Origin of the sequence: Ralstonia sp. ASV6, assembly GCF_016429285.1 — a bacterium.
In the GTDB taxonomy this organism is placed as follows: Bacteria; Pseudomonadota; Gammaproteobacteria; order Burkholderiales; family Burkholderiaceae; genus Ralstonia; species Ralstonia flaminis.
Genome location: NZ_JAELUI010000083.1, coordinates 1 through 26,016 on the forward strand (window position 1 = coordinate 1; position 26,016 = coordinate 26,016).

Annotated in this window: 24 protein-coding genes and 1 tRNA gene; 11 read left to right on the top strand and 14 right to left on the bottom strand. The window is 63.6% G+C overall.

The features are described 5' to 3' along the window. The 3 genes from JHD73_RS16910 to JHD73_RS16920 all read left to right on the top strand — a co-directional run. The coding region (locus JHD73_RS16910; RefSeq protein ID WP_199031428.1) for a LamG-like jellyroll fold domain-containing protein at window positions 1–1,468 on the top strand (1,468 nt) is incomplete at its 5' end. A 28-nt stretch (window positions 1,469–1,496) separates the two neighbouring features. Continuing rightward, the gene (locus JHD73_RS16915) at window positions 1,497–1,694 is read left to right on the top strand and encodes a hypothetical protein (RefSeq protein ID WP_199031429.1); all 198 of its coding nucleotides are present in this window, start codon (window positions 1,497–1,499) and stop codon (window positions 1,692–1,694) included. A gap of 39 nt (window positions 1,695–1,733) precedes the next feature. Next, window positions 1,734–3,881 carry a phosphocholine-specific phospholipase C gene (locus JHD73_RS16920; RefSeq protein ID WP_199031430.1) on the top strand — a complete coding sequence of 716 codons (2,148 nt, stop codon included), beginning with the start codon at window positions 1,734–1,736 and terminating at the stop codon, window positions 3,879–3,881. A 79-nt stretch (window positions 3,882–3,960) separates the two neighbouring features. Here JHD73_RS16920 and ampD read toward each other — a convergent pair whose 3' ends face one another. From ampD to JHD73_RS16945, 5 genes are read right to left on the bottom strand one after another with little or no spacing between them, the layout of a single operon-like run. Further along, entirely contained in the window at window positions 3,961–4,563 is a 603-nt protein-coding gene (gene ampD, locus JHD73_RS16925) for a 1,6-anhydro-N-acetylmuramyl-L-alanine amidase AmpD (RefSeq protein ID WP_199031431.1), read from the bottom strand. Further along, window positions 4,556–6,205, bottom strand: a complete 1,650-nt coding sequence (locus tag JHD73_RS16930) for a sigma-54 dependent transcriptional regulator (RefSeq protein ID WP_199031432.1) — start codon at window positions 6,203–6,205, stop codon at window positions 4,556–4,558. Before JHD73_RS16930 ends, ampD begins: the two co-directional genes overlap by 8 nt. A gap of 26 nt (window positions 6,206–6,231) precedes the next feature. After that, window positions 6,232–8,334: an ATP-binding protein gene (locus JHD73_RS16935; protein ID WP_233177015.1), complete on the bottom strand. Its 2,103-nt coding sequence runs from the start codon at window positions 8,332–8,334 to the stop codon at window positions 6,232–6,234. Further along, window positions 8,334–8,600, bottom strand: a complete 267-nt coding sequence (locus tag JHD73_RS16940; RefSeq protein WP_199031433.1) for a hypothetical protein — start codon at window positions 8,598–8,600, stop codon at window positions 8,334–8,336. The genes JHD73_RS16935 and JHD73_RS16940 overlap by 1 nt, the downstream gene beginning before the upstream one ends. 48 nt (window positions 8,601–8,648) lie before the next feature. Then, the gene (locus tag JHD73_RS16945; protein ID WP_199031434.1) at window positions 8,649–9,557 is read right to left on the bottom strand and encodes an inner membrane protein YpjD; all 909 of its coding nucleotides are present in this window, start codon (window positions 9,555–9,557) and stop codon (window positions 8,649–8,651) included. A gap of 161 nt (window positions 9,558–9,718) precedes the next feature. On the opposite strand from JHD73_RS16945, the gene ffh reads away from it, so the two are divergent. Beyond that, complete coding sequence (ffh, locus tag JHD73_RS16950; RefSeq protein WP_199031435.1) at window positions 9,719–11,131, top strand: signal recognition particle protein; 1,413 nt, start codon at window positions 9,719–9,721, stop codon at window positions 11,129–11,131. A gap of 55 nt (window positions 11,132–11,186) precedes the next feature. After that, window positions 11,187–11,738 (top strand): hypoxanthine-guanine phosphoribosyltransferase, encoded by a 552-nt coding sequence (locus JHD73_RS16955; protein ID WP_199031436.1) that lies wholly within the window; start codon window positions 11,187–11,189, stop codon window positions 11,736–11,738. A 105-nt stretch (window positions 11,739–11,843) separates the two neighbouring features. Here the strand turns inward: JHD73_RS16955 and JHD73_RS16960 are convergent, their stop codons facing one another. The 3 genes from JHD73_RS16960 to JHD73_RS16970 all read right to left on the bottom strand — a co-directional run bounded on the left by JHD73_RS16960 (window position 11,844) and on the right by JHD73_RS16970 (window position 15,295). After that, on the bottom strand, window positions 11,844–12,728 hold the full coding sequence (locus JHD73_RS16960; RefSeq protein ID WP_199031437.1) for a 2OG-Fe(II) oxygenase: 885 nt from the start codon (window positions 12,726–12,728) through the stop codon (window positions 11,844–11,846). 70 nt (window positions 12,729–12,798) lie between these two features. Further along, window positions 12,799–13,554, bottom strand: a complete 756-nt coding sequence (locus JHD73_RS16965) for a lytic transglycosylase domain-containing protein (protein ID WP_199031438.1) — start codon at window positions 13,552–13,554, stop codon at window positions 12,799–12,801. 16 nt (window positions 13,555–13,570) lie between these two features. After that, the gene (locus JHD73_RS16970; RefSeq protein ID WP_199031439.1) at window positions 13,571–15,295 is read right to left on the bottom strand and encodes a proline--tRNA ligase; all 1,725 of its coding nucleotides are present in this window, start codon (window positions 15,293–15,295) and stop codon (window positions 13,571–13,573) included. Window positions 15,296–15,524: 229 nt separating this feature from the next. Here JHD73_RS16970 and JHD73_RS16975 point away from each other — a divergent pair, with 229 nt between their 5' ends. Both JHD73_RS16975 and JHD73_RS16980 read left to right on the top strand, forming a co-directional pair. Continuing rightward, window positions 15,525–16,235: an RNA pyrophosphohydrolase gene (locus JHD73_RS16975; protein WP_199031440.1), complete on the top strand. Its 711-nt coding sequence runs from the start codon at window positions 15,525–15,527 to the stop codon at window positions 16,233–16,235. Then, the gene (locus tag JHD73_RS16980; protein WP_199031441.1) at window positions 16,232–16,873 is read left to right on the top strand and encodes a CNP1-like family protein; all 642 of its coding nucleotides are present in this window, start codon (window positions 16,232–16,234) and stop codon (window positions 16,871–16,873) included. The genes JHD73_RS16975 and JHD73_RS16980 overlap by 4 nt, the downstream gene beginning before the upstream one ends. A 100-nt stretch (window positions 16,874–16,973) precedes the next feature. On the opposite strand, the gene proB is transcribed toward JHD73_RS16980, so the two are convergent. From proB to rplU, 4 genes are all read right to left on the bottom strand, one after another. Beyond that, complete coding sequence (proB, locus tag JHD73_RS16985) at window positions 16,974–18,098, bottom strand: glutamate 5-kinase (protein ID WP_169341068.1); 1,125 nt, start codon at window positions 18,096–18,098, stop codon at window positions 16,974–16,976. Window positions 18,099–18,136: 38 nt separating this feature from the next. Beyond that, on the bottom strand, window positions 18,137–19,246 hold the full coding sequence (gene obgE, locus JHD73_RS16990) for a GTPase ObgE (RefSeq protein WP_199031442.1): 1,110 nt from the start codon (window positions 19,244–19,246) through the stop codon (window positions 18,137–18,139). Between the two features lie 177 nt (window positions 19,247–19,423). Then, window positions 19,424–19,684, bottom strand: a complete 261-nt coding sequence (gene rpmA / locus JHD73_RS16995) for a 50S ribosomal protein L27 (protein ID WP_004633021.1) — start codon at window positions 19,682–19,684, stop codon at window positions 19,424–19,426. A gap of 37 nt (window positions 19,685–19,721) precedes the next feature. Continuing rightward, entirely contained in the window at window positions 19,722–20,033 is a 312-nt protein-coding gene (gene rplU, locus JHD73_RS17000) for a 50S ribosomal protein L21 (RefSeq protein WP_004633023.1), read from the bottom strand. Window positions 20,034–20,372: 339 nt separating this feature from the next. Here rplU and ispB point away from each other — a divergent pair, with 339 nt between their 5' ends. The 3 genes from ispB to JHD73_RS17015 all read left to right on the top strand — a co-directional run bounded on the left by ispB (window position 20,373) and on the right by JHD73_RS17015 (window position 23,168). After that, complete coding sequence (gene ispB / locus JHD73_RS17005; protein ID WP_199031447.1) at window positions 20,373–21,302, top strand: octaprenyl diphosphate synthase; 930 nt, start codon at window positions 20,373–20,375, stop codon at window positions 21,300–21,302. A gap of 16 nt (window positions 21,303–21,318) precedes the next feature. Next, window positions 21,319–21,395: transfer RNA gene (locus tag JHD73_RS17010), tRNA-Pro, on the top strand. A gap of 117 nt (window positions 21,396–21,512) precedes the next feature. Beyond that, the gene (locus tag JHD73_RS17015; RefSeq protein WP_199031443.1) at window positions 21,513–23,168 is read left to right on the top strand and encodes a tyrosine-type recombinase/integrase; all 1,656 of its coding nucleotides are present in this window, start codon (window positions 21,513–21,515) and stop codon (window positions 23,166–23,168) included. A 47-nt stretch (window positions 23,169–23,215) separates the two neighbouring features. Here the strand turns inward: JHD73_RS17015 and JHD73_RS17020 are convergent, their stop codons facing one another. Then, window positions 23,216–24,466 (bottom strand): DNA adenine methylase, encoded by a 1,251-nt coding sequence (locus JHD73_RS17020; RefSeq protein WP_233177016.1) that lies wholly within the window; start codon window positions 24,464–24,466, stop codon window positions 23,216–23,218. A 140-nt stretch (window positions 24,467–24,606) separates the two neighbouring features. Between JHD73_RS17020 and JHD73_RS17025 the strand changes: the two genes are divergently transcribed. Beyond that, window positions 24,607–25,461, top strand: coding sequence for an MT-A70 family methyltransferase (locus JHD73_RS17025; protein WP_199031444.1), 855 nt, complete (start codon window positions 24,607–24,609; stop codon window positions 25,459–25,461). Here JHD73_RS17025 and JHD73_RS17030 read toward each other — a convergent pair. Further along, on the bottom strand, window positions 25,458–26,016 hold a 559-nt coding region (locus JHD73_RS17030), incomplete at its 5' end, for a BglII/BstYI family type II restriction endonuclease (RefSeq protein ID WP_199031445.1). The two genes, JHD73_RS17025 and JHD73_RS17030, sit on opposite strands and share 4 nt — an antisense overlap.

Sequence of the window (26,016 nt, forward strand, 5' to 3'; positions counted from 1 at the left end):
ACAGAACAGCGTGAAGCTCGTGCAGTCCGGCTATGACGTCGTCTTTGCGCAGTACACCGCGCCCGCGGCCGCCGCTCTCGCCTCGGGCCTGCAAAGCGATGCGTACGCCGCCGCACTGAGCAGCGTCGACCAGGCCATCGGCACGCTGCAGGCCGCCATCGCCCAGCGCCGCGCTGCCAACCCGAACGAAGACTGGCTCGTGGTCGTCACGACCAGCCACGGGCTGGATGCCACCGGTGCCACCACCTCGGCGCCCACGCTGGAAAACCGCACCGCCTTCATCGCGCTGAACAAGACCGTCAATCCGGCCCTGGGCAAGAACGGTACGGCTGCGCCCACGACCGAAGCCGCGCTGGCCGCCCTGCCGAGCGAAGCCGACATCGTGCCGACCGTGCTCGCACAGCTGAACGCCACCGTGCCAGCGATGGCGCACAAGCTCGACGGCGCTGCGCTCACAGGCAGCACGGTGGGCGTGCGCAACCTCCAGAGCACGGTGGGTGCCTACAGCGCCTCGCTGGTGCTGAACTGGCAAAACCCGACCACCACCAGCGACTCGATCACCGTGCTGCGCGATGGTAAGCAGGTCGCCACGCTACCCGCTACGGCCACGCAGTACACCGACAGCAGCATCGCCACCGCAAGCGGCCTCTACCGCATCAACTACACGCTGGTGCGCAATAACGTGCCGGTGTCGATGCTGGCGCAGATCAACTACGTGGCGCCGACACCGCTGGCCACGACGCTGACCAACGGTCTGGCGATGTACTACAGCTTCGACCCGCTGCCACCGACCGACCGCAAGGCCGGCTCGACGCTGGGCCCGTGGGTGGCCGGCACCGACGGTGGCTCGGCCGTGACCGATCCGTTTGGCGGCAAGGCACTGTCGGTCGACTCCCGCATCGACGCCTACAAGCTCACGCAGAACGGCGCCGATATCGCCCAGAGCCCGCAATTCACCATTGGCTTCTGGTTCAAGTCGGACTGCACGCAGGGCAACGGCACAGGTGAGCCGATCCTCTCCAACAAGAACTATTACTCTGGCGCCAACCCAGGCATCGCCATCGGCCTGTGGGGCGGCTGTGAGGTGCGCTTCAACCTGGGCAGCGGCGGCAAGCGCGACGACATCCAGGGCATGAAGTTCAGCGCCAACCAGTGGGCGTACCTGGCCCTGTCGGTCGACACGCAGACCAAGCTGTTCAGCGCCTACATCCTCGACCCGGTACTGGGTGTGCAGAAGACCGAGGACCGCGCCATCGCCAACACCGACGTCACCAAGCTCAATGGCCTGGCCACCAAGGTTTGGGGCCTGAACGACGACGCCACGCATAACTACGTGCCCAACAACTCAGGCTCGCTCAAGGGTGTGATGGCCTACGACGACCTGGCCATGTGGACGCGCCGCCTGACGCTGGACGAACTGAAGTCGATCAACGGCTCGCACCAGCCGCTGTCGTCACTGAACCCCTGACCCCCCCCCAACCCGAACGAGACCGCTCATGAAGCCCTTCATCAACCCTCTCGCGCGGCCGCACTGGCTGGCCGCCGCGCTGCTGTGCGCCGCCACCTTGTCGCTGTCGGCCTGCGGCGGTGATTCGAACGACGGCACGCCTGGCACCGGTAACCCCGGCACGGCCCAGCCGGATCAGCCCGGCCAACCGCCAGCCAACAAGCCGAACCTGCACTGCGCTCCGTAAGCCGCGCTGCCTCTTCATCGACTTGCGTTTGAGACCCACATGACTTCCAACACAAACAACGGCAGCCGCCGCAACTTCCTCAAGATGGCCAGCACGGGCGCGATTTCCGCCGCCGCGTTGGCCGCCTTCCCGCCGTCGATCCGCCGCGCGCTGGCGATTCCGGCCAACAACGCCACCGGCACGATGCGCGACATCGAGCACGTGGTGATCCTGATGCAGGAGAACCGCTCGTTCGACAACTACTTCGGCACGCTGCAGGGTGTGCGCGGCTTTGGTGATCGCTTCCCGATCCCGCTGGCGGGTGGCCTGAACGTCTGGCAGCAGACCTACACGAGCGGCGGCACATCGCGCACGGTGCTGCCGTACTACCTCGACAGCAGCGCCGGCAACGCGCAGCGCGTCTCGGGCACGCCGCACAGCTATCCCGATGCGCAACAGGCGTGGGACCTCGGCCGCATGAGCAAGTGGCCGACCTACAAGCAGACGCAGTCGATGGGCTACTACAAGCAGGCCGAGCTGGATTTCCAGTTCGCGCTGGCCAACGCCTTCACGCTGTGTGATGCGTACCACTGCGGCTTCCACGGCGGCACCAACACCAACCGCCTGTTCCACTGGACGGGCACGAACGACCCGACGGGCGCGGCAGGCGGCCCCGTCATCGACAACAGCGGCGATCACCTGGATGCCGGTGTCACCTACAACTGGACGACCTACCCCGAGCGCCTGCAAACGGCCGGCGTGTCGTGGAAGGTCTACCAGAACATGCCGGACAACTTCACCGACAATCCGCTCGCCGGCTTCAAGACGTATCGCGACGCCAACGCCGCACGCGGCAACGCCAAGGACGGCAGCCCGTTCCCGGCATACACGCCGGCTGACGAGACGATCAGCCCGCTGATCAAGGGTGTGGGCAACACCATGCCCGACGGCGGTTTCCTGCAAGCGCTCAAGGACGACATTGCCGCCGGCCAGTTGCCGCAAGTGTCATGGATCGTCGCCCCGGCCACGTACTCCGAGCACCCCGGACCGTCGAGCCCCGTGCAGGGCGCGTGGTACACGCAGGAAGTGCTCAATGCGCTCACCGCCAACCCGGCGGTGTGGAGCAAGACCGTGCTCTTCATTAACTTTGATGAGAACGACGGCTTCTTCGACCACGTGCCGCCGCCCGCTGCCCCGGCTTATGACAACGGCGTGCTGGCCGGCAAATCGACAGTGAGCACCGCCGGCGAATACCACACCGACAAGAACCCGTACGGCCCCGGCCCGCGCGTGCCGATGTACATCGTCTCGCCATGGAGCCGCGGCGGTTGGGTCAACTCGCAGGCGTTCGACCACACCTCGGTGCTGCGCTTCCTGGAGCTGCGCTTCAACGTCAAGGAGCCGAACATCAGCGCGTACCGCCGCGCCGTGCTGGGCGACCTGACCAGCGCCTTCAACTTCGTCAACCCGAACAACGAGACGCTGCCCACGCTGCCCAGCCGCGACAAGGCCACCGCCGACTCGATCCGCACCGCGCAAGGGTTGAAGCCGCAGGTGCCGGTGCCCTCCGTGGCCGCACAGCAACTGCCGGTGCAGGCAACGGGCACGCGCCCCTCGCGCGCCCTGCCGTACGAGCTGCACGTCAGCGCCCGTGAAGACGCCACCAACCGTGCCCTGCGCCTGATCTTCAGCAATACCGGCACGGCCGCCGCGGTGTTCCACGTATACGACCGCCTGCACCTGGACCGCGTGCCGCGCCGCTACGCGGTTGAGGCCGGCAAGATGCTCGACGATGCCTGGGACGTCTACACCGCCGACAAAGGCAAGTACGACCTGTGGGTGCTCGGCCCCAACGGCTTCCACCGTGCGTTCTCAGGCGATGTGAGCGCTGTGTCGGCCGCGGGTTCGAGCGCGCCGGAGATCCGCGTGTGCTACGACCTGGCCAACGCCGAGGTCTACGTGACGATGATGAACACCGGCACCACCGGCTGCACCTTCACCGTCAAGCCCAACGCATATCGCACCGACGGCCCGTGGACGTTCGACATCCCCGCAGGCAAGCAGCTCGACCAGCACTGGCCGATCGCGCGCCAGGGCAACTGGTACGACTTCACGGTGACGGTGCCGCAGGGCGGCTTCACGCGGCGCTTTGCCGGCCGCATGGAAACCGGCAAGGACAGCGTGTCCGACCCGGCGATGGGCACCTAAGACGGTGAACTAAGAACCAGAAAGATCTGCAGCGAGGAGAACGCGGGCGGCCTTCGCAAGGGGGCCGCCCGTTTCTATTTCAGAGCGCGTGTTGATACGGAAACAGCGCTGCGTTAAAGCCACCAAGCGCACGCAGATGCGCCCAGTCAAAGCATGGCCCCGGATCGGTCTTGCGGCCCGGTGCGATGTCCGAATGCCCGGCGATCGCCGCAATCGGGTACGCCGCGCAGATCGCCCGCACGAGTGACGCCGTGCTGGCGTACTGCTCGGGCGTGAAGGGCAGATCGTCCGTACCCTCGATCTCGATGCCGATCGAGAAATCGTTGCAGCGCGTACGACCGAAAAAGTCCGACGCGCCGGCATGCCACGCACGCGCGCCACACGGTGCGAACTGCACACACTCGCCCGTGCGACGGACAAAGAAATGCGCCGACACGCGTACACCGCGCAACTGATCGAAGTACGGGTGCGCGTCGCAGTCGAGCGTGTTGGTAAAGAAGTCGAGCACATCGTCCGTGCCGAAATCGGTACTGGACTGCGCAGGCGGCAGGCTGATGTTGTGCAGCACGATCAGGTCGATCGGCATGCCTTCGGGCCGCTCGTCGATGTTGGGTGACGGATGGCGGCGGATGCCTTCCACCCAGCCAGCGGCATCGACGTGCAGGGCGTTCTGCTCAAGCATCGCCGTTCAGGCCGTTGCCCCCGGCTTCACCCAGACCGCCTGCCGTTTCGATGTCGCGCGGGTCACGAATGCCGAGCTGCTGCATGCGATAGCGCAATTGACGGAACGACAGGCCGAGCAGCTTGGCCGCCGCCGTGCGGTTGAAGCCGGTCTGGTCCAGCGCAGCCAGGATCACGCTGCGCTCGACAGATTCCAGATACGCCGGCAAGTCGATCGGCAGTGCCACATTCGGCAGCGCAGGCTCAGCGGGTGCGGCGGCCGGTACCGATTCGGCGGGTCGCGCCATCGGCTGCGGTATGCCCATCGGGCTTGCGATTGGGCTCGACGCCGGCGCGGGCATATAGACCGCATCAGGCCAGCCCGTCACGGGCGGCGGCGTCATCGTGTGACCACCACCCTGCAGACCTTGCGCCGCGGCCTGCGCCTCGCGCGTACGGTGGAACAGCGGCGAGCGCTCGATCTCGGCACCGAGTGCACCCAAGTCATCGACATCGATCGACTCGCCCTCGGAAAACGCGTATGCGCGCTCGAGCAGGTTCTCCAGCTCGCGCACGTTGCCCGGGAACGGGTACGCGCACAACTGCTGCAGCGCCGGACGCGTCAGGCGCTTGGGGCGCGGATCACCATAGCGATTGGCGAGCTGCTCGAGCAGTACGCCAGCCAGCACGGGCACGTCTTCCGCGCGCTCGCGCAGCGTGGGCATACGCAGTTCCAGCACGTTCAGGCGATAGAACAAGTCTTCGCGGAAGCGGCCGGCGGCAACGAGCCGCGCCAGGTTCTGGTGGCTCGCACACACCACACGCACATCGACGGGGTCTTCGCGGCTCTCGCCGATCTTGCGCACGCGGCGCTCCTGCAGCGCGCGCAGCAATTTCACCTGCATGGTCAGCGGCAGGTCGGCCACTTCATCCAACATGAGCGTGCCGCCGTTGGCTGCCTGGAAGAAGCCCTGGCGGTCGCTGTCGGCCCCGGTGAATGCGCCCTTCACGTAGCCGAAAAACTCGGCCTCCATCAGGTTCTCGGGAATCGCCCCGCAGTTGACCGCCACGAACGGCCGCGATGCGCGTGCCGAGAGTGCATGGATGGCGCGCGCAGCACGCTCCTTGCCGCTGCCCGATTCCCCGCTGATGACCACGGGCGCCATGCTGCGCGCCAGCCGCATCAGCGAGCGGCGCACCTCCTGCATGGCCGCGGAGTGCCCAGGCAACAAGTCGTTGGTGCGCTCGGCCAGGTCGGAACTGCCGGGGTCCGGATCGCGCTGCTGGCGGCCCAGCGCGTTGAGCACGAGGCTGCGCAACTGATCGAGCGAAAGCGGCTTGGCGATGTAATCAAACGCGCCGGCCTTGAGCGCTTCTACGGCGTTCTCGGCGCTGCCATACGCGGTAATCACGGCCACCGGTGTGCGATCCGCCGTGGCAGACAGCTGGCGCACGAGTTCGATGCCCAGGCCGTCACCCAGGCGCATATCGGTCAGCACCAGCGCAAAGCGCTGGCGGGACAAGGCCTCGCGCGCTTCGGCCAGACCGCTGGCGAGCACCACGTCGTGCCCCATGCGGCGCAAGGAGATTTCCAACAGCTCGCGCAGGTCGGCTTCGTCATCAACGACGAGAATGGGTTCGCGAACGATGGCGACTTTGGACATGGATCAGCAGAGAGGCGGCCGGCGGTTCATTCCGCTACGGCCAAAGCAGGTTGATCAAACATCAGGGTGATCACGAAGGCGCGGCGCGGCAGCGTCTCACGCGCCTCCATGGTCAACGCTCCGGTGCGATCGAGCAAGGATTCCAGTGCGATGGCGCCGTATCGGATCTGCGCATCGTTGGCGCTGCACAACTCGCGCGCCATGTAGAGGCCCAGGCCAGTGCCTTGCGCGTCATTCGTGAAAAACGGCTCGAACAGGCTGCGTTGCTGCTCGGTGGGCACCTCGGGGCCGTCGTTCCAGATCACGAGTTCAGCGTGCGTCTCATCCAGCGCATAGGCGGCCAGCAGGATCGAGCCCGGCACGCGGCGGCAGTAGCGCAAGGCGTTGTCGAGCATGTTGCCGACCACCTGCTGCAATTGCGCCGGGTCAAACATCACAGGCTTGTCCAGATCCACCGCCACACGCACGAGATTGGGGTTGATCTCGGTGCCGACGCCTGATGCCCCTGCGGCACCTGCGCGGCGCAGCGCTTCGGCACGCCAGCGCTCCACCACTTCTGGCAGCACCTGCGCGAGTTGCACGCGCACGCGCTCACCGCGCGGCCGGCGCGACAGCATCAGCACATCGGCGACCACCTGATCGAGCCGGCGCACGTTGTCACGGATGATGCGCAGCAGGCGCGTTTCGACGCCGGAGCCCGGGTTGGCGCCTACCGAGCGGGCATGCTCGCCCTCTCCCGGATCATCCAGCAGCTCGGCAGCCTGGCTGATCGCCGCCAGCGGATTGCGGATCTGGTGCGCGACGCTCGCCACCAGCCGGCCCATCGAGGCGAGCTTTTCCTGCTGCGCTTGCTCCGCCACACGCTCCCAGCTTTCCACGTGGACCAGCACGGTGTCGTGCAACTCGTGCCGCAGGAAGGCTTCGTCGTCGGCCGACCAGCCTTGCGTTGCCGCTTCGGCCGACTGGTTGCGCAAGCGCGGCATCTCGCCAATCTCACCCGGCAGGCCCAGGCCAATGGAGCTGACGAGGCTATCCATATAGACACTGCGCAGGTTGGCCAAGCTCGGCAGAATGAAGCGCAGGCGCAGGCGGGCATGCAGCGTCCGCCGGCCGCCCGGAGCAACAGGCAGCAGATCAAGGATGCGCGGCGCGTCGTCTTCGCCCGCGGTATCGCCGGCGCTGGGATGGCGGCTCTTGCGGCGCAACCATTGACGCAGCGTTTCGAGCAGCGGGCGCAGGTGCGGCACGTCCTTCAGATCGAACAGCATCGCGCCGCTATTCACGAAGGCGTTCTGCGGCACACCCAGCAGCATGGCTGCCGCCGGGTTGGCTGCCACCACGCGGCCGTCGGCACGCACCAGCATGACGCCGTCCTGCATGTCATAGACCATCAGGCGGTTGACCAACTGCTGCAGGCGCAACTCGCGCTCGCGCGCCATGGTCAGGCGCTCCTGCGCAATCTGCCGGTGTGACAGGCCGTACATCATCGACGCGGCCATCATGTAGACGAGGCCGTACAGCCCCGCCGAAGCCAGCCCCGGCGCGATCACCCCATCGCCCAGCATCTGCAGGAACGGATCGGCCAGCACCACCATCGACGCCACCGCCGCCGTGAACAGCGCGAACAACAGACTGGTGAGCGCGCCGGCAGCGAGCACCGGCATCAGGAAGACCATCGCCACACTGGCCGACAGACGCGACAGCACAGCGTACGCCAGCCCCAGGAACAGCAGATCAAGCACCACATCCAACCGTACGCGGAACTGGAACCGCGAGCGCCACCATCCGGCTGCAGCCAGAATCAACAGGGCCACGGCCAAATACGGCAGCACCAGGCTGAGCAACGCCTCGCTGTTGGGCAGCCCCGCCGTTTCATTGTGCTCACGCGGCACCATGACAAACAGCAGCAGCACCAGCGCCACCGCCGCACGGCTGAAGGCGAAATAGCGCAGCAGGCGCCACTGGAATTCAGGGGGATCCGGCTCCAGCCAGACCGAGCGCAATGCGCGCCAGGCATTCAGGCGTGAGAGCAGCGCGCGAAAGCCAGACCGGGTGGAAATCTTGGGCGCCGCGTCCGGAGCGACGGGCTTGGACTGCATCTCAGGTTGCGAGCGGGACACCTCGGGCATCACGCGCCGCCCCGGTCGGCGTGTTCCGGGCAGCGGTAGCGTCCACCGGGCAGTGCCACCATATTGGTGCGCGGAGCATGCACGCCGCACACATCGCACTGCTCGATCGGCTGGGAAGCGGCACGTTCAGACGCACGCTTGGCGCCGCCTTGTTGCGATGACGCTTGCCCAGGCGCCCCCGGCGAACGCGACGGACGCGTCCCCAGGCGGCTCAGCCACCACAAACCGGCGAGCAGCATCAGGATCAGCAGGACAGGACGGGCCATGGAAGTGAAAACGACAGCGAAAGAAAATCGGGAGGAGCCAAGAACGCGCTATACGCGGTGCAGGATGACTTCGAGCACAAAGCGGCTACCCACATAGGCCAGCAGCAGGATCGAGAACGCCGCCATCACCCAGCGCAGCGCCACGCGCCCGCGCCAGCCACGGAAACGGCGGCCAACCAGAATGCCGCCGAACATCATCCACGACAGCACGGCGAACACGTTCTTGTGATCGAACTGGAAGGCGCGGTGGAACAGCTGCTCGGAGAACAGCGCGCCTGAAGCGATGGTCAGCGTCAGCAGCACAAAGCCCGCGCCGATCAGGCGGAACAACAGCTTCTCAAGCGTCAGCAGCGGCGGCAGCAGATCCAGCCAGCGACTGAACCAGTTGGCCTCTGCAGGGCGGTTGATGGTGTGCAGGCGGCGCTCGGCGGCCAGCATCAGGATCGCGTGAAACGCCGCCAGCGTGAACAGCCCGTAGGCGACATTGGCGATGGCAAAGTGCAGCTTGAAGAGCGGGCTGGCCGCATAGCCCAGGATCTGCGTGCCGGGAAACGCCAGCGGCAGCAGGCTACCAACCAGCGCCACGGGAATCACCAGGACGCCCAGACCCGCGAGCGAGAAAAACAGGCTCTCGATCCAGAAGATGCCTACGCCCAGCCACAGCATGGCCGACAGCGCGTAGGCAAAACCGAACACCATCGCACTGGCTGGGAAGATGGTCTCGTGCAACAAGAAGCCATGCGCGGTCAGCGCCGCCAGCAAGGCCCAGCGCCACCAGGCGGGGCCTGCATCGGTGGCGGGGGGCGGTGGCACGAGTACAGCGGCACCCGGCGATTGTCCGCCAGCCGCAATGGCACCGGCAGCGGCCCGGGCTCCAAGCCCGCCACGTCGTGCCCACGCAACCGAAGCGAGGGCGCCATAGAGAAGCGCCGTCAGCGCATACAGTACAATTGCCATTTGCACAGTTTACCGCAGCGCACCCTGGTTTTGGCTGGGGCCCGCCCCCGTCGAAAGCCTCGTCGGGCGGCCACGCGGAACGCACATTCCTAGCCGGTGCGCGCCAAGCGAGCGCCGGCCTCATCTTCACCCCGTCCCCAATTCCGGATCCTCACACTGTCATGCTGGATAACCTGACCCAACGGCTCGCGCGCGTGGTCAAGACCATGCGCGGCGAAGCGCGCCTGACCGAAGCCAACACCGCCGAGATGCTGCGCGAAGTCCGCCTGGCACTGCTCGAGGCCGACGTGGCGCTGCCGGTCGTGCGCGAGTTCATTGCCCGCGTCAAGGAAAAGGCGCTCGGCGAAGACGTCATCACCAGCCTGTCGCCAGGGCAGGCGCTGGTCGGCATCGTGCAGCGCGAGCTGACCGCCATCATCGGCGGCCAGGAAGCGCTCGAAGGCGCCGGCACCTCCATCATGGGTGGGCGTGCGGCAGAGCTGAACCTCAACGTCACGCCGCCCGCGATCATCCTGATGGCCGGCCTGCAAGGTGCCGGTAAGACCACCACCGTCGGCAAACTGGCCAAGTGGCTCAAAGAGAACAAGAAGAAGAAAGTGCTGACGGTGTCGTGCGACGTGTATCGCCCCGCCGCCATCGCGCAGTTGAAGACCGTCTCCGAACAGGTCGGCGCAGACTTCTTCCCCTCGCAGCCCGACCAGAAGCCGGTGGACATTGCCGCCGCCGCGCTGGACTGGGCCAAGAAGCACTACCACGACGTGCTGATCGTCGATACGGCCGGCCGCCTCGGTATTGACGAGGCGATGATGCAGGAGATCGCCGCGCTGCACGCCACGCTCAAGCCGGCCGAAACGCTGTTCGTGGTCGACGCGATGCTCGGCCAGGACGCCGTCAACACCGCCAAGGCCTTCAACGACACCCTGCCGCTGACCGGCGTGGTGCTGACCAAGCTCGACGGTGATGCACGTGGCGGCGCGGCGCTGTCGGTGCGTCACATCACGGGCAAGCCGATCAAGTTCGTGGGTGTGGCCGAAAAGCTCGACGGGCTGGAGCCGTTCTACCCCGACCGCATGGCCCAGCGCATTCTGGGCATGGGCGACATCCTCGCGCTGGTGGAAGAAGCCCAGCGCGGTGTCGACATGGAAGAGGCGCAGAAGCTTGCCGCCAAGATCAAGAAGACCGGCGGCTTCGACCTCGAAGACTTCAAGGCCCAGATCGGCCAGATGAAGAAGATGGGTGGCCTGGGCAGCCTGATGGACAAACTGCCTGCGCAGTTTGCACAGCAGGCCCAGGGCGCCAACATGGACCAGGCCGAAAAGCAGGTCCGCCGCATGGAAGGCATCATCAACGCCATGACGCCGGCCGAGCGCGCCAAGCCCGAACTCATCAAGGCCAGCCGCAAGCGCCGCATTGCAGCCGGTGCCGGCGTGCAGGTGCAGGAAGTCAACCGCCTGCTCAACCAGTTCGACCAGATGCAAGGCATGATGAAGAAGCTCAAGGGCGGCGGCATGATGAAGATGATGCGCGCCATGGGCGGCATGAAAGGCGGCATGAAGGGCCTGCTCGGCCGCTGAGCCGGCCACCCTGCCCCCGATCCGATCGACTTAATTTGTTTCACTGACTGACACGATGCTGAGCGCAGAACAGGCCCGCGAACTCTGGGCCAACTCCGAAGAAATCGTCAGCGAAGACGCCGTGCGCGGCTCGCTGGACCGCATGGCCACCGAGATCACCGAGAAGATCGGCGACACCTTCCCGATGGTGTTGTCCGTGATGGGCGGTGCGGCCGTCTTCACCGGGATGCTGTTGCCCAAGCTGGCGTTCCCGCTGGAGTTCGACTACATCCACCTGTCGCGCTACAACAACCAGACCGTGGGTAGCAAAGAGATGCAGTGGCGCGTGGCGCCGCGCGAGTCGGTCAAGGGCCGCACGGTGCTGGTGCTCGACGACATCCTCGACGAAGGCGAAACGATGGCGGCCATCCGCTCACGCATCATCGACATGGGTGCCGCCGAGTTCTACTCCGCCGTGCTGTGCGAGAAGACGCTCGCCAAGGACAAGCCGCTGTACCCGGATTTCTGCGGCTTCAACGTGCCCGACCGCTACGTGTTTGGCTGCGGCATGGACGCCAAGGGCTACTGGCGTAACCTGCCGACCATCCGGGCGCTGAAGAACGTCTGACGCAGCGGACGAACCAACAAAAAAGGGCGACTCGACGGTCGCCCTTTTTTGTTGTCCGGGATTCTCTCAACCCCTCTGGGGAATGGCTTGTTGACTCGGCGTAGCTCACGCTCCGCGACGATACGGCCGCTCGCGCAGCCACTTGGTGGCGATCCACTTCTCACCCCGCTCGACCGGCAGACCGGCGTGCAGCGTGTCCTCATCCAGCGTGCCGTCGGGGCGCTTGTAGACGAAGAAGACCGCATTGCCTTTGACCGGCGCCACCTCCAGACCCAGCTTCGGAAAGCCCGTCGCACCGCCTGCCTGCACACTGTTCAGGTAGATGACAAGCGTTGCCACGCGCTGGCCGCCCACTTCGAGCTGACGCGCCTCGCCGCTGCGGCCGGGGTTGAAGAAATCAAAGTGCGGCTGATATTCGCCGCCGGGCTGGTAGTGCAGCACCTGGAAGCCTTCGCCGTGTTCGACTGGCACGCCGGTGGCCTGGGCGATGCGCGCCTCGATCTTGGCGATGAGCGCATGCTCGCCCACTTGGAACATCGCGCCTTCGCTGGTGCGCGCAGAGATCAGGTTCTCCTCCCCTGTATCCGGGTTCACCACGGGCGAGCGCTTCAGGCGGTTGTGCCCCAGCGCGATGAGCTGATCGCATTCCTCATCCGACAGGAAGTGCTGGAACAGCACGATGCGCGGCGTCTCCAGCGCAAACAGGATGGGGATGTCGCCATCGGCGGTGCGCACGGCGTTGCTGTTCTCCATACCCCCGTCGGCAGCTTGCGCAGATTGGGCAGCGGGCGCTGGCACGGGTGCCACGGCGGGCGCGGGCGGGCGTTTGGCAAGCGCCTCATCCACCACGCGGCGCGCGAAGGCGCGGTCGTAGCCGGACTGCACCATCGAGGCGATCAGCGAATCAGCCTCGAAGCCCTCTGCCACGTGACGCTGCAGCCAGTCGTGCAGCGCGTCGGACATGGTGGCGTACGGTTGGGTGGTAGACATGCGGAGTGACGTGGATGCGGCGAACGAAAAAGATGGCCTTATTGTAGGCCGACCACCATGCAACAGCCGGTCAGGACCCGCCCGCCGAACCTGCTGCAATACGCAACGGTGAGAACGGATTGCGCGCCGGCACATCCGGCAGCGCCTTGGCGCGCGGCGGCGGTGCTTCGGCCGGCACGGGTGCCGATACGGTCAGCGCACTCGACTCCTGGTACTGCCAGCGCTTCCAGGCCGCCAGCACCGCATTCGGATACTGCGGCTGGCCTCGGCTGCCGTTGTAGCGGCCCAGTGCCAGATAAAGATTGCCGCCTTCGATGTCGAGGTAATGACGCAGGATCGTACAGCCGTACCGCAGGTTGCTCTGCAGGTGGAACAGCTTGCGTGCGTCGTTGTCGCCAATGCTGCGTGTCCAGAACGGCATCACCTGCATCAGGCCCATCGCGCCTGCGCTGCTCATGGCGTACTTGCGAAAACCCGACTCCACCTGGATCAGCCCCAGCACCAGCGCCGGGTCCAGCCCAGCACGCTTGGCCTCGTAATACGCGGTTTCGATCAGCTCAACGCGTACCGACGCCTGCGGAATCTTGCCCGACATACGCACCGACATCTCGGCCAGCCAGCGCAGATAGCCAAGCTGCTCCTCATTGCTGGCGAACACCGGACGCAGCGGACGACTGTCGGCCACGGCGGCAGACAGCGCGCTGCGCACCGAATCCGCCAGATACTCCTCTTTCTGGGCACCCGCCCACGCCGCCTGTGTGCCCGCGAGCAACGCCCCTGCGCACAGCACAGCAGCGATCGAGCGGGCAGACAGGAAGCGGCGCATGCGGGTCAGTTCTCCATTACTGCGCGAGACGCGCCTTCAGCGTGGCCAGCACATCGGCCGGTGCCACTGCGGTGGCGGCTTCGTCGCGGCGGCCCTGGAACTCCAGCTTGCCTTCCTTCAGGCCGCGGTCGCCCACCACCACGCGGAACGGCACACCAATCAGTTCCCAATCGGCGAACATCGCGCCCGGGCGCTCGCCGCGGTCGTCCAGCATCACGTCGATGCCGGCGGCGACCAACTCGGCGTGCAGGCGATCGGCTTCCTCGCGCACGGCGTCGGAGCGGTCGTAACCGACCGGGCAGATCACCACCTGGAACGGCGCGATCGAGGCGGGCCAGATGATCCCGCGTGCATCGTAGTTCTGCTCGATGGCTGCACCCAGGATGCGGGTGATGCCGATGCCGTAGCAGCCCATCACCATCGGCTGGGTCTTGCCGTTTTCGTCGAGGAACGTGGCGTTCATCGCCTCCGAATACTTCGTGCCCAGCATGAACACGTGACCGACTTCGATGCCGCGGCAGATCGCCAGTGTACCCTTGCCGTCCGGCGAGGCGTCACCTTCCACCACGTTGCGCAGGTCATGGACCTCGGGCTCGGGCAGATCGCGGCCCCAGTTGGCACCAGTGAAGTGGTAGTCCTCTTCGTTGGCGCCGACGACAAAGTCACTCATGGCCGCCGCCGTACGGTCAGCCACCACCTTGACCGGCAGCTTCGTGCCGATCGGGCCGAGGTAGCCGGGGCGCGTGCCGAAGACGCGCAGGATTTCGCCTTCGGTGGCGAAGCGGAAGTCGGCAAGGCCAGGCACCTTCGATGCCTTGACCTCATTGAGTTCATGATCGCCGCGCAGCAGCAGCAGCCAGATCTGGGGCTCGGCGCCCTCGACTTCCGTCGCCAGCACGATGGACTTGATCGTACGTTGCAGCGGAATGCCCAGTTGCTCGGCCACGGCCTCGCACTTGGCGCGGCCCGGCGTGTGCGTCTTGGTGAGCGCCTCGGCGGCGGCGCCACGCGGCGTGGCGGGCGCGACGGCCTCGGCGGCCTCGATGTTGGCGGCGTAATCCGAGTTCGGGCAGTAGACGATGGCGTCTTCGCCCGTATCGGCGATCACGTGGAATTCATGCGAGCCCGACCCGCCAATAGCGCCGTTGTCGGCCGCCACCGCGCGGAATTGCAGGCCGAAGCGCTGGAAGATGCGCGTGTAGGCGTCGTACATCTTCTGGTACGAGACCTTCAGGCCCTCTGCGTCGCGGTCGAAGGAGTACGCGTCCTTCATGGTGAATTCGCGGCCACGCATGATGCCGAAGCGCGGACGGCGCTCGTCGCGGAACTTGGTCTGGATCTGGTAGAAATTGACCGGCAGCTGCTTGTACGAGCGGATCTCGGTACGGGCGATATCGGTCACCACCTCTTCCGACGTCGGCTGGACGACAAAGTCACGCTCGTGGCGATCCTTGAAGCGCAGCAGCTCGTCGCCCATCTTGTCCCAGCGGCCGGTCTCCTGCCACAGCTCACCCGGCTGCACCACTGGCATCAGCACTTCCACCGCACCGGCGGCGTTCATTTCTTCGCGCACGATCTGCTCGACCTTGCGGATCACGCGCAGACCCACGGGCATATACGTATAGAGGCCCGCGCCGAGCTTCTTGATCATGCCGGCACGCATCATCAACTTGTGCGACACGATCTCCGCGTCGGCGGGCGCTTCCTTGAGCGTGGAAATGAAGAACTGGGACGCTTTCATGCGACTGACAATAAGGGATGGCGCGGCCATGCAAAGCCGCGAGGACAAGGGCAAAAGCCACCGGAATCAAGGGATACGGCGAGACGCCAGACGCACATCCGAGTGCGAGGCGCTCCTCCCCCAGGAGGCGCGAGTGAGCGGCAACATTGCGGCATCCGGCCATCAGGACACAGAAGGACGATGCACCGCTCTATAATCGGCGTAATTCTAAAGTATTCGAGGTGCAGTCATGCTCGATCGTGAAGGCTTTCGCCCGAACGTCGGCATCATCCTCATCAACGCAAGAAACGAGGTGTTCTGGGGCAAGCGCATTGGCGAGCACTCCTGGCAGTTTCCGCAAGGCGGCATCAAGTACGGCGAAACGCCCGAACAAGCGATGTTCCGCGAACTGCACGAAGAAGTCGGCCTGTTGCCAGAACACGTCCGGATCGTCGGTCGCACGCGCGACTGGCTGCGGTATGAGGTGCCGGACAAGTTCATCCGCCGCGAAATTCGCGGCCATTACCGGGGCCAGAAACAGATCTGGTTCCTGCTGCGCATGGTCGGTCGCGACTGCGACATCCAACTGCGCGCCACCGAGCATCCGGAGTTCGATGCTTGGCGGTGGAGCCAGTACTGGGTGCCGCTGGAAGCCGTGATCGAGTTCAAGCGCGAGGTGTATCAGCTGGCGTTGTCGGAGCTCTCGCGCTTCGTGCAGCGGCAGAATCGCGCGCCGCTGTCTCCGTATGGACGCGGCGGGCAGCACCGCGACCACCGGGCAGACAATCGCGGGGGCAACGAAGGCCGCGACAACCGCCCCGGCGGACAGAATGCGCGCGGCCCACGCCCTCAAGCGGTGATGACGGTGACCACCACGACGGTCATCGTCGAGACGGTGACAACGTCGGAACCCGCCTCATCCTCCAACCCTGACGACACACGTCCCAAGGACAACTCGTGAATGTGAAGACGACGACACGTGGAGCGCACCGCGCTCTCGTGCCGCTCGCGCTGGCGACTGCGCTGGCGCTGACGGCATGTGGCCACGCCCCTACCGGCAACATCGAAGACAAGCTGTTGATGGACCCGTTCAACGACAAGCCCTTCAAGGAAGATGCCGTCACCTTCCCCGCCCCGCCGGTCGACCGTGATGCCGTACCGTTCGATGTGGGTGGCCGCAGTGAATCGCCGCTGCGCTTTGCCATCGATCCGAAATCGGTCTCCATCGGCAAGGACAACGTGGTGCGCTACACCGTGCTGATCACCAGCAAGACTGGCGCGCGCAACGTCAACTACGAAGGCCTGCGCTGCGACACCGCCGAGCGCCGCATCTATGCCACGCTGCGCAACGACACCAACCAGTGGATCGGCAACCGCGCCGTCGACATGAACGAAACCGCGAATGCGGAATCCGCCAGCATGAACGCCTACAAGCCTGCCACCGATTGGCAGCGCGTTGGCAGCGGCGGCCCGACGGACTATGCCTCGGCGCTGATGCGCTCGTACTTCTGTGACGTGCGGTCCGTGGCTGGGGATGGAAAACCTGCGACGCTGGTGCGCCGGCTGAAGGATTCGGGAAGAGGGTTTACCGGGCCGTAAGAAATAACGGCTTGATCAGAGGGGATGAGGGGATGACCGTTGGGTTCATCCCCTTATTTTTTGCTGGCGCCGATCGCGCCCAGATGGCTCAAGTCGGCAGTCAGAGCAGTACCAGGTTGTCCCGGTGCACCAGCTCAGCGGCGCTGACGTAGCCCAGCACAGCTTCAATCTCCGAAGACGCCTTGCGCGCAATCAGGCGCGCCTCTGCCGACGAGTAGTTCGTCAGCCCACGGGCCACCTCGCGCCCGGCCGCGTCCACGCAGGAGATCACCTCCCCGCGCGCGAACTCGCCCTGCACTTCGGTCACGCCGATCGGCAACAACGATTTGCCGCCGGCGGTGAGCTTGTCCACCGCGCCGGCATCCAGCACGACACGACCGCGCAATTGCAGGTGGTCGATCATCCACTGCTTGCGGGCGGCCATGCGCCCGGTCTGTGCGCGCAGTTGCGTGCCGATGGCCTCGCCATTTGCCAAGCGCGCCAGCACGTCGGCCTCTCGGCCAGAAGCGATGATGGTGTGCGCCCCCGATTTGGCCGCGCGCTTGGCCGCCAGAATCTTGGTCAGCATGCCACCCTTGCCAATGCTGGAGCCTGCGCCACCGGCCATCTGTTCCAGGTCAGGCATGCCGGCTTGCGCCTCGTCGACGAAGCGCGCATCCGGGTCCTTACGCGGGTCGGCCGTGTACAGGCCGCGCTGGTCGGTCAGGATGATCAGCGCATCGCCTTCGATCAGGTTGGTGACAAGCGCACCCAGCGTATCGTTGTCGCCGAATTTGATCTCATCGGTGACGACGGTGTCGTTCTCGTTGATGATCGGCACCACGCCCAGGCTCAGCAGCGTGAGCAGCGTGGAACGGGCATTGAGATAGCGCTCGCGGTCGGCCAGGTCACCATGCGTGAGCAGCACCTGCGCGGTGCGGATGCCGTGCCGCGCGAACTCGGACTCATAGACCTGCGCCAGCCCCATCTGTCCGACGGCAGCGGCGGCCTGCAGCTCATGGATTTCCTTCGGGCGCTTGGTCCAGCCCAAGCGCTGCATCCCCTCGGCGATGGCGCCGGAGCTGACCAGCACGACCTCCTTGCCGGCCGCGCGCAGTGCAGCGATCTGCGCCGCCCAGCGGGCGATGGCCGCCTGGTCCAGACCGCGACCATCGTTGGTAACCAGGCTGGAACCAACCTTGACGACAAGGCGGCGCGCATCGGCAATCAGCGAACGCAGGGCCATGGTGGGCGTGTCTCCGAAGGATGTTGGTGTTGTGTGTTTTATGCGTTGGCGCTGTCGTCGCCACTGTCATGACTGACGTTGTGCAGCGACGGGTCCAGACGTTGGTCAGGTGCAGCCGCTGCGGCGTCCTCTTCGGCGCGCAGCTCGTCGAGGTAATCCTGAATCGCGTGAACCAATGCCTGCGTGCCATCGTGCGTGAGCGCAGAAATGCGGTGCACCGGGCCCTTCCACTTGAAGCGCTTCACGAAGTCCTTCACGCGGGCTTCGCGCTCGTCCTCGGGCACCATGTCCAGCTTGTTGAGCACCAGCCAGCGCGGCTTGTCGTACAGCTCGGCGTCGTATTTCTTCAGCTCGCCGACGATAGCCTTGGCCTCAGCCACCGGGTCGACGCTCTCGTCGAACGGGGCGAGATCCACCACGTGCAGCAGCACACGCGTGCGTTGCAGGTGGCGCAAGAACTGGTGACCCAGACCCGCGCCTTCGGCAGCGCCTTCGATCAGGCCAGGGATGTCCGCCACCACAAACGACTTCGACGGCCCCGTGCGCACGACACCCAGGTTCGGGTGCAGCGTCGTGAACGGGTAGTCGGCAATCTTCGGGCGCGCGTTGGAGATGGCGGTGATCAGCGTCGACTTGCCGGCGTTGGGCATGCCGAGCAGGCCCACATCGGCCAGCACCTTCAGTTCCAGACGCAGGTTGCGGCGCTCGCCGGCCTTGCCGTCGGTCTTCTGGCGCGGTGCGCGGTTGGTACTCGACTTGAAGTGGATGTTGCCCCAGCCACCCTCGCCGCCCTGCGCCAGGCACAGGCGCTGGCCGTCGAGCGTCAGGTCGGCAATCAACTCTTCCGTGTCAGCGTCGTAAATGGCGGTGCCGACCGGCATGCGCAGGGTGATGTCCTCGCCGGCGGCACCGTAACAATCGGCACCGCGGCCGTTTTCGCCGTTGCGCGCAAGGTGCTTTTTGGCAAAGCGGTAGTCGATCAGCGTGTTGATATTGCGATCAGCGACAGCCCACACGCTGCCGCCACGCCCGCCGTCGCCGCCGTCCGGGCCGCCGAACGGGACGAATTTCTCGCGGCGCATCGAGGCGCTGCCGTTGCCGCCATCACCAGCGATCACTTCAATCCGGGCTTCGTCGATGAACTTCATGGAGGTCTCCGCCCGTGCGGCATGCGCACGGCAGGTAAAAGAATCGGCGCTGCTGCGCCAGCACTAACAGAATGCACCTGGAACATCGTACTGCCCAGGATCAGGCGTCGCGTTTTGTTAGCGTCAGAAACGAAAAAGCCCCGCACGGGTGCGGGGCCTTTGGACTACAAGGCTGAATCAGGCCGCCGGAACAACGTCGACGAACTGCTTCTTGCCTTCGCCGCGGTTGGCGAACTTCACGTGGCCATCGACCAGCGCGAAGAGGGTGTGGTCCTTGCCCATGCCCACGTTCACGCCAGCGTGCGTGCGGGTGCCGCGTTGGCGAACGATGATGCCGCCAGCGTTGATGGCTTGGCCACCGTACACCTTAACGCCCAGGCGCTTCGACTCGGAATCGCGGCCGTTCCGTGTGGAACCGCCGCCTTTTTTCTGTGCCATGACTGAACTCCTATCCGGTTACGTAGACGATGCAGCCTTAGGCCACGATCGAGTCGATACGCAACTCGGTGTAATTTTGACGATGCCCTTGGCGCTTTTGATAGTGCTTACGACGGCGCATCTTGAAGATGTGCACTTTGTCGTGACGACCGTGGGAGATGACGGTGGCTTTGACGGCAGCACCACTCACCAGAGGCGCGCCAACCTTGAGTTGGTCGCCAGCGCCCACTGCGAGCACCTGGTCAAGCGTGATTTCTGCGCCAACGTCCGCCGGTATCTGTTCTACTTTCAGTTTTTCGCCAGCAGCAACCTTGTATTGCTTACCGCCGGTTTTTACGACCGCGTACATTGTCGGACCTCGATAAAAGAACGTTAATTCTTGAACTAAACGTGACTCTCGCGCCACTTGCAATCCGCATAGGCGAAAAGCGGACACAGAGAACTCGCAACTATACAAGAAAAACCCAAGCAAATCAAAGACTAATCGCGTGTTGCCCGCGCAACGGCCTGCCATGCCACCTGGCTGTCGCGGCACTGCCGGGGCAAGTCACCTGCTTGCTCTATAATCTCGCGGTTTTTGCGCTGCATCGAGCGCGCGCAAGCAAACCATCCGTCACACCGCCTTCCGCCGGAATTCGCCTTGACCCAGACCTCCGCCTCCGTCCTGCTCGCCCCCGTCGCTGAAGACATGCGCGCCGTCGATGCCGTGATCCGCCGCCGCCTCGGCTCGGAGGTGGTACTGATCAACCAGATCGGCGAGTACATCATCAGCGCTGGCGGCAAGCGCCTGCGCCCGGTGATCCTGCTGCTGGTGGCGAATGCGCTGGGTTACAAAGGTGAGTATCACCACGAGTTGGCCGCCGTGGTCGAGTTCATCCACACCGCCACACTGCTGCACGACGACGTGGTCGATGAATCCGACCTGCGCCGCGGCCGCAAGACCGCCAACGCCGTGTTCGGCAATGCCGCCAGCGTGCTGGTGGGCGACTTCCTGTATTCGCGCGCCTTCCAGATGATGGTGCAGGCCGACAGCATGCGCATCATGCAAATCCTGGCCGACGCAACCAACATCATCTCCGAGGGCGAGGTCCTGCAGTTGCTGAACATGCACGACCCCGACGTGACGGAAGAGCGCTACCTGCAGGTGATCCGCTACAAGACCGCGAAGCTGTTCGAGGCTGCCGCGCAGATCGGCGCGGTGCTCTCGGGCGCGGATGCCGCCACCGAAGAGGCCGCCGCTGAATACGGCCGCCGCATCGGCACAGCCTTCCAGATCGTCGACGACCTGCTCGACTACACCGCCACCGCTGACCAGATGGGCAAGAACGCCGGCGACGACCTGCGCGAAGGCAAGCCGACGCTGCCGCTCATCTACCTGCTGCGCAACGGTACGGAAGAACAACGTGCCCTGGTGCGCCAGGCGATCGAGCAAGGCGGCACCGAGCATTTCGACGCGATCTTCGCGGCCATTCAAGCGTCGGGCGCGCTGGAATACACGCGTCAGGCCGCTGAGCGCGAGGCTGCTGCTGCCGAGACGGCAGCAAATGCATTACCCCCTTCCCTTTTCCGTCAGACGCTGATAGACTTGTGTGCTTTCTCGCTGCAACGTCAGTCCTGACGCAACAATGAGATTTCGGGGTGTAGCTTAGCCTGGTAGAGCGCTACGTTCGGGACGTAGAGGCCGGAGGTTCGAATCCTCTCACCCCGACCAAATACCATCGCCCGGAAAGCCGCGACAGTCCTCAAGAAGGAAGACAGTCAAGGCGTTCCGGGCGATTTCATTTTAAGGTCGAGGCAATCCGCTGTGTCAATCGAGCACGATTCACACATGCCAATTTCACTGCCCACCGGGGTCCACCTCCGGGGATCGACCTACCATCTCCGCATCGGCGTACCCGATGACATCCGGCATCTCTGGCCGCATCGCAGCAATGGCTCCCATGCCATTGACGCATTCCGCGCCAGTCTACGCACCTCAGATCGCAACGAGGCGGCCACAAGAGCCCACCGCATCATTGCGGAATTTCGAGAGCGATTCGATGCATTGCGACGCGAGGCAGCACCAAAGACCGTCCAACTGACCGCCCGCATGGCGGATCACTTGGCCCACGAAATTGAGAGACGCCTGCTGCAGGTCGATGATCTCGCCACTGCCACAAAGTCGCGGCAAGAACTACACAATGCGGTCGGCATTCAATTCGTTGTCGATGACGGCGCGAACGAGCAGTTCCAAATCGCATCGCTGGTCGCAGAACAATTGGGCGAGGCGCTTGCGTTGGGCGACCTCAGCTATGCAGAAGAGTTCGCCTACGCGGAACTTCGCGACCTGGGCATCGTTGTAGACCTATCGAGCACCCACGCTCGGATGGCGCTGCTGCGCATGCAGAGGGCTGCCATCAAGGCTTGGCGCTCAATAGCAGCTCGCGCCGTGGGCGAGCCCATCGATACACCGAACCAGCACGCTCTGCCGCTGGAGGGCATCGCTGCAATGCCTGAGAAGGAAACTGGCTGCAGCTCGACCCTACGGGACATCCTCCCTCGATGGCAGGCACGCACTGCCGCAAAACCGAACGCTATTGCTCGAATGACGAAGGCGCTTGCCCTGTTCGAGGAAGCCGTGGGTATCGTTCCGCTACAGACCTTGAACAAGACGCATGGGGCCGCCTTCGTGCGATTTCTGAGCGACTCGAAGAGTCGAGGCTTTGCCCAAAAGACGGCACACAACCACGCATCAAATATCACCGCGCTGATGAACGTGGCAGACCGTGAGGGCATCATTGACCGAAATCCCTTCGACCTGACGATAGAGAAAACGGCTGGAAGCCAGAAGCGAGAACCCTGGACAACAGAGGAACTCGCCGCGATGTTCACCAGCAGCCTATTCTCCTGCGCGATTCCCGACGACTACCCCACGTGGCGCGAAGTGGCGCCGCAGGATGGCCGCGCTCTCCTGCTCCTGCTGATCCACACAGGCGCCCGCATCGGAGAAATCGCCCAGCTACGTGGTGAGGACTTCGTCGTAAGGAACGGCATCACCGCAATCCGCATTACAGCAGAAGCTGGCACCTTGAAGACTGCCCCGTCAGAGCGAGTCGTTCCGCTGGCCGACCAGCTATTGCAAGACCAGTGGTTCGCGACGTGGCTACAGAACGCCCGGAAAACCACTGGCCCAATCATGCCGTCGATGCACGGACGGACCACGACACCGAGCGATGTTGCGGGTCGATGGTTCAGGGCGTTCCGGGAAGTGGTTGGACTACCCAATGGCGGCCTCAACGGTGCGCATAAGTTCCGCCATTGGCTGAGGACGGCCCTCGCTGAGAATCATGTGGCTGTTGAGGTGGCCGACCAGATCACGGGACATTCAGCAAAGGGCAGCGCGGGCCGGGTCATCTACACTGGCAACTTGTCGCTACTCACACTGAAGAAAGCACTAGATCGCCTTCCGTTCCCTGACTGCACCAGCAGCTCCGCGCAACGCTAGAGCACCCCTCCGCACTACGCGCGGCCCCCACCCGCTCCCAGCGCCAGTTAAAGGCGCTTCGCGACGATCAACGACTCTTCAACTTGGCGGGTCCTGTCATCCCGACGCCCCATGGTCATGTGGTCATGATCGAAGGTGTTAACCCACACACGATATTGACCGCCCAGCTCTTGATGAGCGAGGTCGATTAGCTCATCAATTCCAAGCATCCCCGTATTCGAGTAGCTCAATAACAAGTCGCTATTCGAGTACTTCGTACCATCAAACAAATCCACGAATGCGGACCGGACTTGAGTACTTATGCAAAAGGGGGACTGATGCCGGTCCGAGCGATACCTGCCTTTCACCACTTCGCCACCCTTAAGTTGTAACGCAGGGTAGTCGTATCGCACGACCGTCTCAATGGCGTGATAAAAACGACTGTAGTGAACAAAAGCGTATGGCGGATCAGCGTAAATTACCGAAGAGGAGAGACCTGCCAGACAATCCTTGTAATCAAGAGATGTCGTTTCGTGCTGCAAGTCGACCACACTCTCAGTATTCCAAGCTACTAGCGAGGCAAATTTCCGCCTGAAGTAGCCTGCAACAGACTGTCGCCGATACTTGGCAATGTCTTTCATTGAAGACTCGTCTTTCGCATCTCGATACTGCGCGTAGTGCCCCGTTCCCTGACTCGTGTAGGCCATCGCATGCATCAGACATGTCAAACCAAGCCGAAAATCTGCTTCCGAAAAACTACCGTCTTCGCGCAGCGAATCAAGCGCCTGCCGAATTGAATCGATCCAGACACACTGTTCGGCACTCCACCATGTACCGGAGTATGCACGAGTAAAAAGGTGATACGGAAAGTCGAATTCCTTGTTTAGCAAGGCCTTGTTTTTGCTTTCGACTATATTGAAATCACGCAGCGTTGCGCCCTCAGAATGATCCAATCCATCTGGCAAGCACTTTATCTTTTCTTTTACAAACGTCTCCGCCAAAGAAATCACATCGACATTACAAGCCCTTTCCACCTTGTGGAGATAAGAGCTTGCTATCGTTGCCGAATACTCTTGAATATCGTTTGAGATTATTTTCGCGGAGCCGCCGAAGCCACCGGATATGGCGCACGCGCCGGCAAACAGGTCAACGATCGGCCGACCTGACAAACCAACCTGAGACAAACCCTGAGCTATGAACGGAAGCAACGTAGCTTTTGACCCCATGTACTTGATCACCTGGGGGTAGGAGCGAGGGCTGGCACCCAGAGCCTCGACGCGTGCCTGCGCGTCCGGCGCGGCGCCAAGTTGTAGGTCCATACAGTCTCTCAATTCTTCCATGCGTGGACTCTTGTGGTGCGGTTCGATGCTTAAAGTAGCGCGAGATTGTACCGTGCCACCTCTCGCAGAGCGAGAAAAAGATCTTTCAATAGATCTTTTTTCCTGCTAGCCTAATTCGCATGGCTACTAAACCACTCCGTCCAGAGAACGCCCCTCCTCCATTACCTCAAGTTGTGGGAGGCTTCTCCACCGTTCTAGCAGACCCACCATGGCGGTTCTCGAATCGCACCGGCAAGGTCGCCCCCGAACATAGGAGGCTGGATCGCTACTCGACGATGTCGCTAGACGCGATCATGTCGCTTGATGTGGAAGGCGTTCTGGCCCCCAGCGCTCATCTCTACCTGTGGGTGCCAAACGCACTGCTTCCTGACGGGCTGAGAGTGATGGAGGCTTGGGGATTTAGGTATGTCTCGAACGTGGTCTGGGCGAAGCGACGAAAGGACGGGGGCCCTGACGGGCGAGGTGTCGGCTTCTACTTTCGAAACGTGACCGAATTGCTGCTGTTCGGTGTCAGGGGGTCGATGAGAACACTGGCACCTGGGCGCTCGCAAGTGAACATGATTGAGACACGCAAGCGCGAGCACTCTCGGAAGCCGGATGAGCAATATCGCTTGATCGAGGCATGCTCACCCGGCGCTTATCTTGAAATGTTTGCACGCCATGCTCGCCCCGGTTGGACAGTTTGGGGCGATGAGTCGGCAGATGAGGTGGTGCCCCGTGGCGTTGTCCACAAAGGCTACGAGGGTGGTGAAATCCTGCCGCAACTGGTGCCCAATGAGCATGTCACCAAGGCTAGAGCCGAGGCGATCGGAGATAAGCTTCGTACCCTATATGAGCAAGGACGAAGTATTCGACAACTTTCTGACGAGACCGGCTATTCCATTCAGAGGATTCGCTCACTGCTGCAGGCTGCCGAGACTACGATGCGACCAAGAGGGCGAAACTCTCAAAGCCACGAGATGGACACCCTCTAATCGGGAAAATATGGCTGTTGGTTCCACGTCTCGGGAGTGGCCGCGACGACCAGTAGCGGACAGGTCCCCATAACGCCACGCTTAACCCGCAACACCGCCTTTTCCAGATTCGTGGTTGTTGAGGTGCCGAGATCAATTGGGAGCTTTGGATTTCTTTGTTCTTCGGGAAGCGTTCGCTGATAGTCTTCCCACAGACGCTCTGCAAGCCCTTTAAGCGGGACTCTATCCTGCGTGATAAGGACTGCGGCCGATATTACGCCAGCTTCGTGCCACGAACGGTACGCAGACAAATCGCGATCCAGGTTTCCGTCCTTGGCATTCCACTCCACATCGAGCGCCACTCGTCCTTTGAAGTTATCGACTAGGTAACCTTCTTGGCGCAGTGGCTCCAATCGCCCAACCTCCCTGTCATTCTTTTCTAACAGAATGCCCTGAGTGATCAGATCGACACGCCTTTCCCGCCACCCTAGCGCATTGAACATACCGTCGATATCTTTCGCGATGCCCCCGCGATTCCCACCTGCACGCAACCATCGACTAGGAACGAGCTGGAAC